Annotated in this window: 17 protein-coding genes; 6 read left to right on the top strand and 11 right to left on the bottom strand. The window is 62.6% G+C overall.

The window, feature by feature from the left end; all coding sequences use genetic code 11:
• Positions 1-9: 9 nt before the first annotated feature.
• The 5 genes from JQF37_RS15250 to JQF37_RS15230 form a co-directional block, all read right to left on the bottom strand.
• Entirely contained in the window at positions 10-759 is a 750-nt protein-coding gene (locus JQF37_RS15250; RefSeq protein WP_130207123.1) for an AraC family transcriptional regulator, read from the bottom strand.
• A 71-nt stretch (positions 760-830) separates the two neighbouring features.
• The gene (locus JQF37_RS15245) at positions 831-2,087 is read right to left on the bottom strand and encodes an FAD/NAD(P)-binding oxidoreductase (RefSeq protein WP_130207125.1); all 1,257 of its coding nucleotides are present in this window, start codon (positions 2,085-2,087) and stop codon (positions 831-833) included.
• Positions 2,084-2,320: a (2Fe-2S)-binding protein gene (locus tag JQF37_RS15240; protein WP_130207127.1), complete on the bottom strand. Its 237-nt coding sequence runs from the start codon at positions 2,318-2,320 to the stop codon at positions 2,084-2,086. The genes JQF37_RS15245 and JQF37_RS15240 overlap by 4 nt, the downstream gene beginning before the upstream one ends.
• Positions 2,313-3,428 carry an FAD-dependent oxidoreductase gene (locus tag JQF37_RS15235; protein WP_130207129.1) on the bottom strand — a complete coding sequence of 372 codons (1,116 nt, stop codon included), beginning with the start codon at positions 3,426-3,428 and terminating at the stop codon, positions 2,313-2,315. The genes JQF37_RS15240 and JQF37_RS15235 overlap by 8 nt, the downstream gene beginning before the upstream one ends.
• Positions 3,425-4,357 (bottom strand): 4-hydroxyproline epimerase, encoded by a 933-nt coding sequence (locus tag JQF37_RS15230; protein ID WP_047530179.1) that lies wholly within the window; start codon positions 4,355-4,357, stop codon positions 3,425-3,427. Before JQF37_RS15230 ends, JQF37_RS15235 begins: the two co-directional genes overlap by 4 nt.
• Positions 4,358-4,435: 78 nt before the next feature.
• Between JQF37_RS15230 and JQF37_RS15225 the strand changes: the two genes are divergently transcribed.
• The gene (locus tag JQF37_RS15225; RefSeq protein WP_189340399.1) at positions 4,436-4,579 is read left to right on the top strand and encodes a hypothetical protein; all 144 of its coding nucleotides are present in this window, start codon (positions 4,436-4,438) and stop codon (positions 4,577-4,579) included.
• 13 nt (positions 4,580-4,592) lie between these two features.
• On the opposite strand, the gene JQF37_RS15220 is transcribed toward JQF37_RS15225, so the two are convergent.
• The 4 genes from JQF37_RS15220 to JQF37_RS15205 all read right to left on the bottom strand — a co-directional run bounded on the left by JQF37_RS15220 (position 4,593) and on the right by JQF37_RS15205 (position 8,546).
• Positions 4,593-5,264, bottom strand: a complete 672-nt coding sequence (locus JQF37_RS15220) for a GntR family transcriptional regulator (protein ID WP_130207131.1) — start codon at positions 5,262-5,264, stop codon at positions 4,593-4,595.
• 153 nt (positions 5,265-5,417) lie between these two features.
• Positions 5,418-6,824 (bottom strand): aldehyde dehydrogenase family protein, encoded by a 1,407-nt coding sequence (locus JQF37_RS15215; RefSeq protein WP_130207133.1) that lies wholly within the window; start codon positions 6,822-6,824, stop codon positions 5,418-5,420.
• Positions 6,825-7,055: 231 nt separating this feature from the next.
• Entirely contained in the window at positions 7,056-7,772 is a 717-nt protein-coding gene (locus JQF37_RS15210) for a glycosyltransferase family 25 protein (RefSeq protein WP_130207135.1), read from the bottom strand.
• A 264-nt stretch (positions 7,773-8,036) separates the two neighbouring features.
• Complete coding sequence (locus JQF37_RS15205) at positions 8,037-8,546, bottom strand: hypothetical protein (RefSeq protein WP_239142520.1); 510 nt, start codon at positions 8,544-8,546, stop codon at positions 8,037-8,039.
• A gap of 280 nt (positions 8,547-8,826) precedes the next feature.
• On the opposite strand from JQF37_RS15205, the gene JQF37_RS15200 reads away from it, so the two are divergent.
• Positions 8,827-9,414 (top strand): DUF4157 domain-containing protein, encoded by a 588-nt coding sequence (locus JQF37_RS15200; protein ID WP_130207139.1) that lies wholly within the window; start codon positions 8,827-8,829, stop codon positions 9,412-9,414.
• A gap of 27 nt (positions 9,415-9,441) precedes the next feature.
• Here JQF37_RS15200 and JQF37_RS15195 read toward each other — a convergent pair whose 3' ends face one another.
• Positions 9,442-10,239, bottom strand: a complete 798-nt coding sequence (locus tag JQF37_RS15195; protein WP_130207141.1) for an AraC family transcriptional regulator — start codon at positions 10,237-10,239, stop codon at positions 9,442-9,444.
• Positions 10,240-10,344: 105 nt separating this feature from the next.
• Here JQF37_RS15195 and JQF37_RS15190 point away from each other — a divergent pair, with 105 nt between their 5' ends.
• Complete coding sequence (locus JQF37_RS15190; RefSeq protein WP_130207143.1) at positions 10,345-11,301, top strand: threonine dehydratase; 957 nt, start codon at positions 10,345-10,347, stop codon at positions 11,299-11,301.
• A 228-nt stretch (positions 11,302-11,529) separates the two neighbouring features.
• Here JQF37_RS15190 and JQF37_RS15185 read toward each other — a convergent pair whose 3' ends face one another.
• The gene (locus JQF37_RS15185) at positions 11,530-12,702 is read right to left on the bottom strand and encodes a GGDEF domain-containing protein (protein WP_130207145.1); all 1,173 of its coding nucleotides are present in this window, start codon (positions 12,700-12,702) and stop codon (positions 11,530-11,532) included.
• A gap of 207 nt (positions 12,703-12,909) precedes the next feature.
• Between JQF37_RS15185 and JQF37_RS15180 the strand changes: the two genes are divergently transcribed.
• From JQF37_RS15180 to JQF37_RS15170, 3 genes are read left to right on the top strand one after another with little or no spacing between them, the layout of a single operon-like run.
• Positions 12,910-14,199, top strand: a complete 1,290-nt coding sequence (locus JQF37_RS15180; RefSeq protein ID WP_130207177.1) for an FAD-binding oxidoreductase — start codon at positions 12,910-12,912, stop codon at positions 14,197-14,199.
• A gap of 25 nt (positions 14,200-14,224) precedes the next feature.
• On the top strand, positions 14,225-14,779 hold the full coding sequence (locus JQF37_RS15175; RefSeq protein WP_103404395.1) for a cupin domain-containing protein: 555 nt from the start codon (positions 14,225-14,227) through the stop codon (positions 14,777-14,779).
• 35 nt (positions 14,780-14,814) lie between these two features.
• The gene (locus tag JQF37_RS15170; RefSeq protein WP_130207179.1) at positions 14,815-16,161 is read left to right on the top strand and encodes a glutamine synthetase family protein; all 1,347 of its coding nucleotides are present in this window, start codon (positions 14,815-14,817) and stop codon (positions 16,159-16,161) included.
• The last annotated feature ends 22 nt before the right edge of the window (positions 16,162-16,183 follow it).

The following is a 16,183-nucleotide window of genomic DNA, read 5'->3' as shown; positions in this document are numbered from 1 at the left end:
CGAAACCCTCTACCCCCGATCCCCCCGATACTGACTCGGCGACAAACTGGTCAACGCCCGAAACTGCCGGCTGAACGCACTGTGGTCGGTATACCCGCAGCGCAAGGCAATCTCGGTAATCGGCAGGTCGGTGTGCAGCAACAACCGCGATCCCTCTTCCAGGCGCGCCTTGTGAATCATCTGCCGTGGCGTGAGCTGGAACACCCGTTTGCAATGACGCTCCAGTTGCGCCACGGAATAGCCGGCGATGGCGGTCAATTCGGCGAGGCTGATGGGCTGGGCGAAGTGATTGCGGATGTGCAAATCCACGGCGGCAAGTTTCTGATAGGCCGGATGATTGGACTGCGGCGATTGCAGGTCGCGGGAAATACCGGCCAGGCCGACGATGTGCCCCTGCTCATCGTACAGAGCGAGTTTGTGGGTCAGGCACCAGATCGGCTGGTTGCCGAAATACAGGTGCAGTTCCAGTTGATCGGCCAGTACCCGGCCGCTGGAGAGCACGCGTCGATCCTGTTCGGTGTACAGCGGACCGAAGTGCTCCGGGAAGACCATGTCGGCGGTGCGTCCCAGCAGATCCTCGCTGTGTTTGAAGCCGCAGCGCCGGGCCAGGGTCTGGTTGACGAAGGCGTAGCGGGCCTCGCGATCCTTGATGAAAAACACCACATCGGACAGGGTATCGAGTAGCGGCGCGATCGGCTGGAGGCTGTTCAGCAGCGTCGGTAAATCGCAGGGCTTGAAGGTGGTGAGCGAGGGGTACATGGCGTTGGGGGCCTGATGGCGACCCCCGGGATCATAGTGGCTCGGCCGCGTGGCCGAAACCCCTGGCGCGGTCATGATGCTGGCGGGGTATCGTCCAGGGACATCAGGGTCTCGATGCGCGCCGGGCTGAACGGCGGGCGCGGCGTCGAGGGTTGCCAGCCAAACAGATGCTGTACCGCGCCGCCACACACGCGCCCCTGGCAGGCGCCCATGCCGCAGCGGCTGGCCAGCTTGGCCGCGCGCCAATCGGTGTGCCCGGCCAATGCCCCATGGGGCACGTCTTCGCAGCGGCACACCAGGGTGTCGGGGCGGGCCAGCGACTTGAGTCGCGGGTCGAGGGCGAATGCCCGGTTCAGCGCTTTGGCAAACCCCTGCCAGCGTGCCCGGCGTGGCCACAATTGTCGGGCCGCTTCGACGTCACCCATGGCGGCGTGGCCGGCAATAGCACCTTCGACCAGGGCCAGTTCACTGCCGCCGAACCCGGTGCATTCACCGGCCGCGTAGTGATCGACGCGGCTGGCTTGCCAGGCATTCACTGCCAACGCCTGGCCTTCGAGGGCATAACCCAGGGCCTGACCTAATTGAACGTTGGGGATCAGACCGAAACCACAGGCCAGCCGGTCGCACGCCAGTTCGACGATCTTGCCTTGCTGGTGCAGGCGTACACCTTCGAGTCGGTCGTTGCCAAGGGCCGCCAGCACATGGGTGCCGGTTCGGTAGTGGCGATCGAACAGGGTGAACGACTGCAGCAGTTTGTTCGGCCAGCGCGGCAGTTGCGCCGCGAAACCGGCGACGGCCTTGAGCGAGGCTTGTTCGGCGATGCACTGCAGGGTGGCCCCGTGCTTTTTCGCGGTGGCGGCACTGGCCAGTAACAGCGGCCCGCTGCCGGCGATGACCACGCGCTGATCCTGCACCGGCAGCCCGGCCTTGATCAGCGCCTGCAAACCACCGGCCCCGGTGACCCCCGGCAGTGTCCAGCCGGGGAAGGGCAGCAGCAATTCGCGGGCGCCGGTGCACAGAATCAGTTTGTCGTAGCTGATCAGCCAGCCGTGCTCGTCGTCTTCGACCAGCAGTTGTTTCGGACCGGGATTGGCGATCACCCGGGTGCTGGGGTGATGGCGGATGTTGCGGTGGGACTGCACACGCTCGCGCAACCGGCGGGCCTGGACCGGCACGCTGGCCTGTGGACCGTCGCGCCAGATTTGTCCGCCCGCCAGCGGATTGTCGTCGAGCATGACAATGCGGGCGCCACTGGGCGCGGCGGCCAATGCGGCGGCCATGCCGGCGGGACCGGCACCGACGATCAACAGATCGGCATATTCATTCATGGGCGTGTCTCCACCTGCATGCCGTCACGGCAAAGGGTCTGGCAGGCCAGACGTCGTCGACCGTCGATGGTTACCCGGCATTCCTGGCAGATGCCCATGCCGCATAGCGGTGCGCGGCGTTGACCACTGACCGAAGTGCGTGTGCAACCGTCACCGCCCAACGCCAGGGCCGCAGCGACGCTGGTGCCCTCGGCGACTCTCAGGGCATGGCCGTCGAGCATCAATTCAGGCATAGGCGGGTTCTCCGAGGAAACGCTGCGGCAGATAGGGTTGAGCGGCCAATGGCGGGGTTTCGTTGAACAGTTGCGCGACCAGCAAATCAGCGGTGCCGGGGGCTGTGGTAACCCCCAGGCCTTCGTGACCGACTGCCAGCCACAAGCCCTGGCGTTGCGGGTGCTGACCTACCAGTGGCAGGCCATCCGGGCTGGCGGCGCGAAAGCCGGTCCAGGCGCGGATGCCATTGAGTCGCGCCAACCCCGGCATGTATTGGGCCGCGCGCTTGAGCATTTTCGCCAGCATCCAGCCTTCGACCTGCGGATCGGTGGTACCGAACTGCCGCGAGGCACCGATGAACAATTGCCCGGTCGGACGCGGCTGGATATTGCAGGCCGTCGAGGGGCCCTTGGCGTTATGGGCGCTGGTGACGTAACCCAGTTCCACCAGGGTATGGGTGACCGTGGCGGGGTAGCGGTCAGTGATCAGCAAGTGGCCTTTTTTCGGCTCGATGGGCAGCTCCGGGCACAGTTCATTGGCCTGGATACCGTTGGCCAGCACCACGGCCTCGGCACTCAGCCACTGGCCGTCATCAAGTCGCACCCGGTTGCCATCGACCTCGATGACCCGCGCCCGGCGCTGGCGGATGTTCGGTGTGTCGAGCATCCAGCTGGCCGTCGCAGGTGCGTACAGAATGCCGTCGCCATTGATCAGCAGACCCCCTTCAAGGCCCTCGGACAGCTCCGGTTCACGCTGGCGCAAGGCACTGGCGCCGACCAGTTCACAAGCCACGCCCTGGGCTTGCAGGTTCAGGTATTTACTGTGGGCCACCGCCATCTCTTCGGCGTTGGCCGCCAGCCACAGGGTGCCGTTGCTGCGGTACGCACAGGCGTCGGGCAAGTCTGCTGCCTGCTCGCGCCAGCGCTGCAGGGAATGATTGCTCAGGGCCAGTTCCGCCGGGTTGTCGTCGAGCACCAGCAGATGGCCCATGCCCGCCGCCGTCGCGCCATGCAGGCCGGCGTCGAGCACCAGCACCTGCAAGCCACGCCGCGCCAGCGCCTGGGCGCAGGCCGCGCCTATGATGCCGGCGCCGATCACGATCACATCGGCCGCATGACTGCGATTCACGGGCGGATGCCCCAGGCGAACGGGTCGTCCTGTTCGATGATCAGGCTGGCCTCGGCGCTGATGAAGGCGCGACCACGAATGGTCGGCACGATACGCTCGCCTTGCCACTCGAAAGAGCCTTCGAACTCGCTGCCGATAACACTCGCTTGGCGCCAGATCTGGCCGGGCTGCAACTTGTCGTCGGCCGCCAGGCACGCCAGTTTGGCGCTGGTGCCAGTGCCACAGGGTGAACGGTCGTAGGCCTTGCCGGGGCAGAGCACGAAGTTGCGGCTGTCCGCGTGATCGTCCGCGGCGAACAGTTCGACATGGTCGATCAGGCCGCCGTCTTCGCCACGAATGCCCTGGTCTTGCAGCGCTTGTTGCACCGCGTAGGTGTAAGCGGTCAGGGCATCAAGGTTGTCGCCAGCCACCCGCAGCCCGTGATCGGCGATCAGGAAAAACCAGTTGCCGCCCCAGGCGATGTCGCCGGTCACCTGACCGATGCCCGGCACCTGCACTTGCAGCGCCTTGCGATAACGGTAGGCCGGAACGTTGCGCACACTCACCGAATGGTCGTCGTGCAGGGTGGCCTGTACCGTGCCGACCGGCGTCTCGATGCTGTGCACGCCGGGGCCGATTTTGCCCAGGTGGGCCAGTGAGGCGACGAGGCCGATGGTGCCGTGGCCGCACATGCCCAGATAGCCGCTGTTGTTGAAGAAAATCACGCCGGCACAGGCGCTCGGGTCCACGGGTTCGCAGAGCAGGGCGCCCACCAGCACGTCACTGCCCCGTGGTTCCAGCACACAGGCCGCACGCCATTGGTCATGCTGCTCGGCCAGGCGTTGGCGCCGTTCAGCCATGCTGCCGGTGCCCAGATCAGGAAAACCGGCGGTCACCAGGCGAGTCGGTTCGCCGCCGGTGTGGGAGTCGATCACGGAGATGCGTTTCATCGGAGGGCCACGTCCATTCGGTTGAGTGACCGAAAGAGTGGCCCGTACAGCGGGGTGCAGGCTTGATGGATTTAACCGATGCCGATGACGAAATCGGCACAGGCAGTGCACGAAACCTGTGGGCGCTGGCTTGTCGGGTCGCCGCATCGCAGCGATGGGGCCAGCAAGGCCAACATCAATGTCGAGCGCGGGGCCGCCTTTGCCGGCAAGCCTCGCTCCTAAAATGCCGATCAGGTCAATGAGCGTGAGGCAGGTGTTTGAACAGGGTCTCGCAGACCCCGGCGATATGTTCGTCCAGCAGCTTCACCGCCAGGTCGACATCCTTGGCACGGCACGCCGCGATAATCTCGCGGTGCTCATGATCGGCGCGTTCCTTGCCCGCCGACAGGCTCATCTGCATGCGCAGGTAACGCTCCAGTTTGTCGTTGACCGAACGAATCAGGCTGACCAGGAACGGCCGTTGCGCCGGTTCGTAGAGGCAAGCGTGCAGTTCCCAGTTGAGCTCGGCCCAGCGCCCCACGTCGTCCTCGCCGATGAACTCCTGGCAGATACGCTCGGCGCGGGCGAAGGTTTCTTCGGTCATGTTGGGGATCGCCAGGCGCAACACCTTGTCTTCGAGCAACATGCGCACTTCGAACATCTGCGCCAGTTCCGCGTCGGAAATGCGCGTGACCATCGCCCCGCGATTGCGCTGGAACATCACCAGCCCTTCGGCCTCCAACCGCTTGAGCGCCTCGCGCACCGGAATCTTGCTGACGTTGAACTGGCGGGCAATGTCGTCCTGGCGAATCGGCTCATCCTCGGCAAAATGACCGGCGACGATCGCGTCCCGCAGATGACGAGTGATGATTTCCGACGTCGAAGGCGTATTGCCAAGGTCGGGAGCGTTGAATTTGGGTAGGTTCACGGCGGCGGTCGTTCGGACTGATAGATAGCGACAGGGTATACGAAATTCGTTCGCTGATCTTGCCTGGCGGCGACGGGCTCCCGCCTGCAAGCGTCCCGCAGGTCCGCCCGGGAATGGGCGGACCAGAGGCAATACAGGGCCGACGAGACTCGATCAGCCGCGAACCGCCCGGGAGCGCCAGACCATCATCTTTTCGATCTGCATCTCTTTCATGGTGTGTGGAATGCCTCCCACGCCATGCCCGGACAGGCGCGCTCCGGCGAACGGCATCCAGTCGACGCGGAACAGCGTGTTCTCGTTGACCATCACCGCCGTGGCGTCGAGGTCCTGATAGCACTGCATGGCGGTGTCCAGATCGCGGGTGAACACTGCGGCCTGGAAGGCATAGGGCAGGGCGTTGGCCAATTGGATCGCGTCGGCCAGATCGTCATAGGCGTAAACCGCCACCACCGGGCCGAACACTTCCTTTTGCATCACATTCGAATCGATGGGCGGGTTGAGCAGCACGGTCGGCGCATAGCCGTTGTAGTCCAGAACGCGACCACCCGAGATCAGACGGGCCCCGCCGGCGACGGCTTCATTGACCCATTGGTCCACGCGACGCACTTCACGTTCAGCGATCAGCGGGCCGACATCGGTACGGATATCGGTCGGATCGCCGACCACCATGGCATCGCCCAACTGGCCCAGGCGCCCGGCGACCTGTTCGGCGATGCTACGATGGCAGAAGATCCGTTGCACGCTGACGCAGGCCTGGCCGGCATGCCAGAAACCGCCACGGGCGATGCGCGGCAGGGCGTCATCGAGATCGGCGTCTGCCGCGAGGATCACCGGCGCCACGCCGCCGTGTTCCAGCGCGCAGCGAGTGCCCGGTGCCAGGGTCGAGCGCAACATCCAGCCCACTGCCGCCGAGCCGATGAAACTGAAGAAACCCACCCGCGGATCGGCGACCAGTCGGCCGGTGACGGCGTTATCGGTCGGCAGCACCATCTGCGCCCAGCCAGTCGGCAGGCCGGCCTCGGCCAGGATTTGCAGGAGCGTCCGGCAACTGAGCGGGGTGTTGGCCGCCGGCTTGACGATCACTGGGGCACTGACGGCGATGGCGGGCACCACCTGATGCACGATCAGATTGAACGGATGGTTGAACGCCGATACGGCGGCGACCACACCGATGGGCTCGTATTGGGTGAAGGCCACACGGTTCTGCGAAGTCGCGTTCAATCCCATCGGAATCACGTGACCGCCCTCGGTGCGCAGCACCTCGATGCAGTTCAGGATGCCGTCGATGCCACGCTCGACTTCGGTGATCGAGTCCTTCAGCGGCTTGCCGCCTTCGCTGGCCGCCTGGGTCGCGATCTCCAGCTTGCGCGCGGCGATCAGTTCGGCCGACCGCTGCAGGATTTCAATGCGTTGAGGCTTGGACAACCACTGGCTGCGGTCGCGAAAAATCCCGTGGGCGACGCTCAGTGCCTGTTCGACATCCGCCTCGGTGGACACCGCCACCTGGCCGACGACGGCGCCGTTGTAAGGGGCGTGCACAGTCAGGGTTTGTACGGACATGGGGCTTACCTCGTGGGGGACAAAAAGGCAGTCGACCTGCCTGATTACGATTCGGGCCGACGGTCTGTCAGCCTTTGGCGCCACGGTAATCCTGAATGAGTGTTTGCAAAAATGAATAATCGAGAGGGGGTTGTTCAGTTTTTGAGAAAACCTGTCTCCCACCCCCACCAATGCCTTGCGCGTCTTTACGAATGGCGCAAGGGGCCAGCGTTTTGCTTTAAAAAGAGAACACTATCGAGTCCTTCTCAGGTTTCTGGCCTTCAACTTCCTGAGCAAGCCGATGACCGGCCGCAGCACAGACACCCTGTCAAAGAAGGACAGTTCATGCAGGTCTGTGCGCGAGGGTCTTTGATAGCCGAGATTGGCGGTGAAGTAGTAAGCCCGAATGGCGTTGTTCTGATGAATAAGGGTATTGAGGGCCGCGTCATAGTGCATCGGACCGCCGTCAGGGTGTCCTGGCGGTCGCTCCAGAATCTGCAATAAAAAATCCCTCAATGTGCCGAAGCACTTGCCGTTCACGGCGTAGAAATGGGCCAAATGGATAGGTTGGTCGACCACTTTCCAGGAGGGCATGCTTGAGTCCGTTTCAACCGGATGCCCAAAGTAGATGATGTCCCAGTCCATGCCTTCCAGCGACTCGATGGCCTGTTTTCCATACTGGGAAATGCGTCTGGAAAACTGTATGTCGTCCTCCAGGATCAGGATGTTTTTCAAATCCAGGCGCATGGCCTCTTCGAGCACCCCCAGGTGACTCAAAAAGCAGCCTCTGACCCCGACGCTCGGGAAGCCTTCTCCCTCGGTTGGCGTAACAGCCTTGAAAAAGCCCACTTTTTCATCATCTATGTGAAAGCCGTTGCGAGCGAATTCTTCTTCCGTTTCGAGACGGCGATCCTTCCTCGACGCGATATTGATGATTCTTGCTCGATCAAAATAGTCGATCACATTCATCTGTCAGGTCCTTGGGGCAGACAATCAGGGCGGCTGGATGGGGAACCGGCAGAATTGCTGGCGATTTTGACCGTTTCTCTATCGACACCGGGCTGCAGTATAGGCGGCATTTCCCGATGGGTTCGGGTTTCATGAACCGGCGTGCCGCGACCGCGAGAGGGCTCGGCGGCAGGGGGTTCCGTGCGCATTCGGGGCATGCGCCCGATCCCGATCGAGGCTATTGCTCGCGACGGCTTTGGGGGCGCGAAAAACCGCTGGCCTTGCTCAAAATCCCAGGTAGCTGAAGCACACGAGTGCCAGCGCCAAGGCAATACCCAGCGCCGTTGCGGCTTTTTTCGATGGGTTGAACCGGGGCAGGGTTCCGTTCAATGGCAGTAAGCCGGGATTCGAACAAGCGTTGAGGTCATGGCGGCGAGGCCGGAGGGTCTGGTAGGTGTAGCGCAAACCCAGCAGCACGAAAAGGGCCAGCAGGCTGAAGGCAAGCCAGCGAGCCATCGTCGGTTTGACAAGGGTAGCGGCACCCTCGTGTTCACAGATCGCGCTATTGAATTCCAGGACACTGATTTGCTGGGCCGCCGCCGGGGACATTTTTTTGTCGCCGTTGATCGCTGCCAGTTGTGTCAGGTCCAGGTCCTGATATTTCCAGAGCGTTGACGATCCTTCACGGCAGTAGGTGAACGAGACAGGGTTTGAGGCTCTGATAACACAAGCATCGTTGATCCCCATTTTTTTCAGGGTTTCAGTCGCTGACCTCGTGAAGTCCAGGTCGAGCACGGGAACGATCCCGTTGGCGCAAGCCGCGAACGAAACCAACAGGCTCCCCATGGCGCAGATGGATGACATTTTCAAAGTCGGAGCTCCCTGGGTTTCGGGTGGCTTTTTGTTATGGGTGCGGAGCCTGGCTGCAACCTGCCTTCGATGAAGTCTAGACTTAACTTTTGACCCTGGCAGCGGCTTTTGCACGAGCGGGAGCGGGTCAACTACGCTGAGTCTGCGGCGGGGCAGTCATCGATGGCGACTCACTGCTTGCGCTGCGTCCGCCCCTGGAGCACCGATGCCACCCATCATCCCGCGCCTGCTGGCGCTGTTGCTGCTATGTCTGACGTTTGAAACGGCAGCCCAGACCGACGCTTGCCCGGCGGGCGAAAAACAAGTGTGTCTGGACGGCTGCATCTGCCTGCCGGAACAGTTGCTCGGCACCTTGCCTGAAGACATCCATCAGGTCGCGGCACCGGCCCTGGCGCTGTGGCTGACCCAAGCGCGCGCTGAAGCCGCCGTTGGCGTCCAGGCGATTCCAGCGCATATCCGGGAGCAACTGTTGCGCTGGTACGACCCTGGTGTCCTCGATGCCGCGCGCTACAAAGTCAGCGACAACGGCCAGTTCAGCACCGCCACTGCCATGCTGCAAAACCCCGATGTCGGGGCCGTGACGCTCATCGACATCATCCTGTTCCGGGATGCCCAATCCGCCGAACAGAACCTCGCGCTCTGGGCTCACGAGCTGAAGCACGTGCAGCAGTTTCAGCAATGGGGGGTAGACGGATTTGCCCAGCGCTATACACAAGATTTCAATGCGGTGGAGGCGCCGGCTTATGCCATGCAGGCTGAGGTCCGGCGATCGGTGCGGGAAGGGGCTGACTGAAGAGACGCGACGCCCCTTGAGGGGGAGTTATCGACGCAACTGCACCGGACTCACGCCAAGGCGCTGCCTGAACGTGGTCGTCATGTGCGCCTGGGAGTTGAAGCCACAGGTGTGGGCGATTTCTGCCAGTGTCGCGGTCGAGTCGCGCATCAGGGCGCGAGCCTTGGCCAGGCGCCGGTCGATCAGGTAACTGTGCGGGCTTTTGCCCGTTGCGTGTTTGAAGGCTCGAATGAAATAGCCTTCGGACAATCCCAGCAAGTCCGCCATCGCCTGTACACCCAGCGGACCGTCGAGACCGGCGTCAATAAACTCGTCGAGCAATCGCATCCGGCTGGCGGTGATGGCGCCCAGGGCGGGCGTCGACCCTGCCTGGTGATCGCGTGTCCGTTCAGCCAGGGCGAGCGCCCAGGCTTCCCAGTCATCCTCAACCGAAGCCTGTAACAACGCCGCGCGCATTCGCAGCGCCAGGGTCATGGCCTGTTGATCGATGCGATTGTTGAAGGCGCGGTCCCCCATCAACGGCAGGCCATCGGTGCGCATGACCCGCAGGTATTCACCGCCCTTGGGGGACTCGGACAAGACATCACAACCGGCGGGGACAAAGGCCAGGCCATTGGGCATGGCGTCGAAGGGCAAAACCCGGTCGCTGCCGATGGCGTGCAGTCCTCGCTGGCTGTCGAAGGCAAAGCCGATCGCCGATTGGGTGGCCACATACCGGGTCGCGTAAGCGGCGCCGGGCAGCAACTCGATCGCCCAGGGCCCGGCCTCGACACGACGGGTCGGTTCGGATGGGAGCGGGGACGGAGGGCGGTTTCGATGGCTCATGCCCACCATAGTAATGAACAGGGGGCGCAAAAGTCAGGTCAGTTTTCTGAAAGCCGGGGTGATCAAGCCACGTCTAGACTGGGCAAAACCTCAGGGAGACCCCTCATGCACAGACTGACTCGCGACGATATCGAACAGGCGGCACGCCACGTGTACCAGGTCATGCCGGCCACCGCCCAGTACGCGTGGCCCTTGCTGGCCGAACGCCTGGGCTGCACGGTGTGGGTCAAGCATGAAAATCACACGCCGACCGGTGCATTCAAGGTGCGTGGTGGCATTACCTTCATGCACTGGCTCAAACGTATCCACCCTGACGTGCGGGGGATTGTCAGCGCGACTCGCGGCAACCATGGCCAGAGCCTGGCGCTGGCGGCCAGCGCGTCGGGTCTGCGGGCGTTGATTGTCGTGCCGCAAGGTAATTCGCTGGAGAAGAACAACGCGATGCGCGGCTTTGGCGGCGAAGTGGTCGAGTATGGCCGCGATTTTGATGAGGCCCGTGAAGAGGCCGCGCGCCTGGCGCAAGCGCATGGCCTGTACCTGGTGCCGCCGTTCCATGACGAGTTGGTCAAAGGCGTGGCCACCTATGCGCTGGAGCTGTTCAAGGCCGCACCGGATCTGGATACGGTCTACGTGCCGATTGGCTGTGGCTCGGGGATCTGCGGGGTGATCGCCGCCCGTGACGCGTTGGGCCTGAACACCCGGGTGGTGGGCGTGGTGTCCACCGAGGCAGCGGCGGCCAAATTATCCTTTGAAGCCGGAGAAATCCTCGAAACTGCCACGGCCAACACCTTCGCCGACGGCCTGGCCGTGCGCAAACCGGTGCCCGCCGCCTTTGATATCTACGGGGCGGCCGCGGCGCGAATCGTCTCCGTCAGCGAGGATGAGATCGCCGAGGCCATGCGCGTGTATTACACCGATACCCACAACCTCGCAGAAGGCGCCGGCGCGGCGGCCCTGGCAGCGCTGATGCAGGAACGTGAAGCGATGGCGGGAAAAAAGGTCGGCGTGGTGCTGTCGGGCGGGAATGTTGATCGTGCGGTGTATGCCAGGGTGATTGGGTGAAAAAAGGGTTTCTACGCAATACCTGTAGGAGCCAGCCTGCTGGCGATGATCGTTAACGGTAACGCGTAAAAGCGGGTTAAGCGCGGGGCATTTGAGACCATCGCTGGCAAGCCAGCTCCCACAAAAGACTGCGTCCGAGCCGAAAGCGAAAGCTCTGACAAGGCCAGGCGGGCTTGTGCTCCAGCGGGTACTCGACTGAGGTCAAGCCCCTGAATCCTGCTCTCATGGTTACCCTGCCGGGCTCGTAGCTTGCAGGGTTCGATCCACCAGGCGGATGCTGTTGCGTCCGCCACGCTTGGACTCGTAAAGCGCCGCATCGCCTTGTTCGATCAATGCCGCCAGGCTGGAGGGCGGATGGTCGAACAGGTCGGCGCCGATGCTCAGGGTCACCGCTTCGGGCGTGGCGAAGGTTTGTGAGGCCGTGCTGTGAAAGCGGTCGCGCAGGGTGTTGCCCAATTCCACGATGCGCGCATTCGAAGCGTCGTTCAGCAGGATGACGAACTCGTCTCCACCCAGCCGGGCCGCCAGTGCCCCCTCCGGCAATACCGTACGAATCATCTCGCTCAGGGCCACGAGCAGGCGGTCGCCGGCGGTATGACCGTAGAGGTCGTTGACCAACTTGAAGTTGTCGATATCGATCAACAGCAGGGCACCGGGGCGAGCGCTCGAGACTTCAGCCAACAGGCGGGGTGCCCGTACTTCCAGGGCGCGGCGGTTGTACAGGGCGGTCAACGGATCGCGTTCGGCCAGCCGGGCAATCCGCTCCTCCCGCCGGTGGCGTTCGGTCCCGGTCATCGAGAGGGCGATCAGCATGATCGCCATGGCGCCTTCGACCAGCGAAATCTGGATGATCTCGCCACGCAAGGCCGCCAGATCAATCAGCGTGCCCGGAATAACCACCGAGATGGCCTTGGCCACATAGAACAGCCCATGGATCAACAGCACAAAGCGCAGCTGTGCCGCGCCCACGCTCAATGACTTGCCATGGGGACGCAAAAGCAAACTGGCCCAAAGCGTCGGCAGCGCCACCAGCAACGAATTGGCCACCAGCATGATCTTCGACCACGAGGGGTCATCCGGCAGTGCCAGCAGCGCAAACCAGGCGACGACGATCAGCCACCAGGCGCGAGACAGGCGTATGCGGGTGAAGCGTGCCACCCCCATCAGGAACAACCAGTGGGCCATGACCAGCAGGCCGTTGGCAAACCAGATGCCAATCAACACAAGGCCACTCATGCGCAGCAAGGCGAGCGTCGATCCCACGCTGATCGTGGCAAAACCCGCGCTCCAGAACAGCAGCGAAGATTCACGGATGCTGCGCCACTCGACCGCCAGATACAGGGCGGCGGCCGCCGCGAGGGCGATCGAGAGGGCCAACATTGTGGGAGGGTCGAGCGCCATAGCCTTGTGGCCTGCTGATTTGCGTTGAAGGGGGCGATTGTAAGCGTTTGGGCGGATTTTTCGCAGGTTCGGTACTGCGCGGTGAACACCTGTTTTGTGTATTGGCAACCTGCGTCGGATAACGATCCCAGCGGTTCGTATTGCGTTCGTGAAATTTACGATGTATTTTTTCATGAAATTATAAGAAATTAATTTCATGAGGCCCGTATGTTTCAGCAGTCCACCCAGCATGTTGCGAGCTATTACGCCTACAGTTGCGCCAATCGCCTGACCACTCGACCTGCGCTGGTGGGCGAACACGACACTGAAATCGTGATCATCGGCGCTGGCTTCAGCGGGCTGCACACGGCGCTGCGTCTGGCGTTGGCCGGCAAACGGGTGACGCTGCTGGAAGCCAGTCGGGTGGCCTGGGCGGCTTCTGGGCGCAACGGCGGGCAGGCGATTCTCGGCTGGTCGTGCGACATGCCGCCGCTGGAGGCAGCCCTGGGTTATGAACGTGCCCGGCGTCTGTGGGATGGCATGCGCTGGGCCGCCAGGGAGTTGCGTGAACTGCCCGGGCGTCACGGCTTCGACTGCGACTATCGGGCCGGGCACCTGTGGACGTCGGTCATGCCGCGCCGGGTCAGCCTGTTGACCGAATGGCAACGCGAAGCCAGTCACAAGTGGGGTCACGACGGCTTGCAGTTCATTCCCCGCGAGCAGTTGCCCGATTGGGTGGCCAGCGAGCGCTATCAGGCCGGCCTTTATGATCCCGAAGGCGCGCACCTCAATCCGTTGAAGCTGGCACTGGGCCTGGCCGCCGCCATCGAGCGTGCCGGCGGCCGTATCCATGAACAAAGCAAGGCATTGAACTATCGGGAAGAGGGCGGTCGGTTTCAGGTGAACACCGAGCGTGGGTCGATCCGGGCCGATGTGCTGGTCCTGGCGTGCAATGCCTATCTGGATCGTCTCGACCCGAAGCTGGCCAGTTGTGTGTTGCCGGTCGGGACCTATCAGGTCGCCACCGCCCCCCTGACGCCCGAGAAAGCTACCTCGCTGCTGCCGACCAATGTGTGCGTCACCGATAACCAGTTCGTCCTCGATTACTTCCGCCGTACACCGGACAACCGCTTGCTGTTCGGCGGTGGCTGCACCTATCTGGGTGGCATGCCCAAGGACATCGCCAGGGCGACGCGACCATTCCTGGAACGCGTGTTTCCACAGCTCAAGGGTGTCGATCTGGCGTTCGCCTGGGGCGGACACATCGACCTGACCCTGAACCGCACACCGGATGTTGGCCGCCAGGGGGATCGCTACTGGCTACAGGGTTATTCCGGCCATGGCGTGCTGCCAACCCTGGCAGCGGCGCGCGCGGTATCGGATGCGATTCTCGGCCAGGCGGATGAGTTGGCGTTGTATCAAGGTTTGAGTAATGGCAGCTTTCCCGGCGGCAAGTACCTGGCAGCGCCGCTGGAGGCGATCGGCAAAGCCTGGTATCGACTGCGCGACAGCATTTGATGAGTCATTCAGCGGAATCCCGGTCATGAACAAGCAAGAAGAAATCGCCGCGCTGGCGATCCTGATTCACGATTTACGCAAGCACAAGAAGTTCACCTTGAAGGAGCTGGCAGACCGGATCGGTCGTTCGGTGGGGTTTTTGTCTCAGGTCGAGCGCGGTTTGTCCCGGCCGACAGTGGCCGATCTGACGGCGATCAGTGAAACCCTCGGCGTGCCGACCACCTATTTCTATAGCTTGCCCAAACCCAAGGTCCTGCCGTGGGTGACCCGGCCGGACGAGCGCCGCACCGTGTATTACGCCAACGGGATTACCGACATCCTGGTATCGCCGAAGATGCGCGCTTCGTTCTCGATGCTCGAAAGCCATCTGGAAGCCGGCGCCAGCAGTGGTGACAGGCACCTGACCGACAGCTCGGAGCAGGGCGGCTACGTGCTCGAGGGCGAGTTGACGTTGTGGCTGGGCGACGACGAGCCGGTCACGTTACGCGCCGGCGACAGTTTTCAATTCGACAGTCACACCCGTTGCCGCTACGGCAACCTGACCGAGCAGCTGACGCGCGTGCTCTGGGTCTACACATGATCGCCACCCCAAGAACTTCCCAAGGAACAACCACGATGGATGCTGCCTGCTCTGATCTGCTCGCCGAAGTGCGTGCCTTTCGCCAACGCTACCCCGAGGTGCGTTATGTCGACCTGATTTCCCTGGACATTCCGGGGCACTTTTACGGCAAGCGTTATCCCGTAGAGATGCTGGAAAAAGTCGCGGCGGGCAGCGCGCTCAAGCTGCCACAGAACTGTGTGTTGCTGGGTGTGCAGGGCGGGTTGTTCAAGATCGGTGACTACTGCTTCAACGACGGTGACCCGGACGCGCTGCGGCGCCTGGTCCCTGGCACACTCAAACCGGTGACCTGGGAAGAGCAGCCCCTGGGGCAGATGTTGATCACGTCGGACGGCACCGAAAAACCGATCGTTTTCGAACCGCGCGAGGTGCTGGCGCAAGTGCTGGATCGGCTGGCGCGCAAAGGCATTCATCCGGTGGTGGCGTTCGAGCTGGAGTTCTATCTGTTCGATAAAAAGCTGCGTGACGGCTTGCCGCAGTTTCCCCGCGATGCGCTGACCGACGATGCCGACGATCAACCGAACATGCACATCGAGCGCTTGTCGCGCTTTGCCCCGGTGCTCGATGAAATGGTCGAGGCGACGCGAGCACAAGGCATCGATGCCACGGTGATTACGGCGGAACTGGGACCAGGTCAGTTCGAGATCAACTTCGGACATCTCGACGACGGCTTGCGTGCGGCCGACTGGGCCGCGCTGTTCTGCCGCAGCACCCGTGGCGTCGCGCTCAAGCACGGCTACCGTGCCAGCTTCATGGCCAAGCCTTACTTGCAGCACCCCGGCAGCGGCATGCACGTTCATGTCAGTCTGTACGATGCCGAAGGTAAAAACCTGCTGGCCGCCAACCAGCAGCAACCGCTGCGCCATGCCGTGGCCGGTTGCCTGGAGTTGCTGCCCCACAGCATGCCGATCTTCGCGCCGAACCAGAACGCCTATCGACGTCTTGGCGGCACGACCAACGTGGCCACGCATGCGAGCTGGGGTTTTGAAGACCGCGATGCGTGCTTGCGCATTCCGGAGTCGGACGCGAAAAACCTGCGCATCGAATATCGCCTGGCCGGTGCCGATGCCAACCCTTATCTGGTGCTGGCGGCGATTCTGGTAGGGCTCGAGCATGGCCTGGAAGCACGCAAGGAGCCGATCCCGCCACTCAACGAAGACCGCAACAGCGGCATCGATTTCCCGGTGGAAATGCTCGAAGCCGTGCGCGCGATGCAGCATCAGCCGCAACTGCGCGAAGGCCTGGGGGCGGAATTCGTCGATGTGTATTGTGAGAACAAACGTCAGGATCACCTGGCGTTCATGCAGGAAATCAGTGCCCGGGAATATCGCTGGTATCTGTGACGCCTGGGTGTTGAGGTGGCAT

Source organism: Pseudomonas sp. MIL9 (assembly GCF_016887925.1).
GTDB lineage: Bacteria > Pseudomonadota > Gammaproteobacteria > Pseudomonadales > Pseudomonadaceae > Aquipseudomonas > Aquipseudomonas mohnii.
The sequence above is the reverse complement of the archived record's forward strand: the minus strand, read 5'-3'. Positions and strand labels throughout refer to the sequence as shown.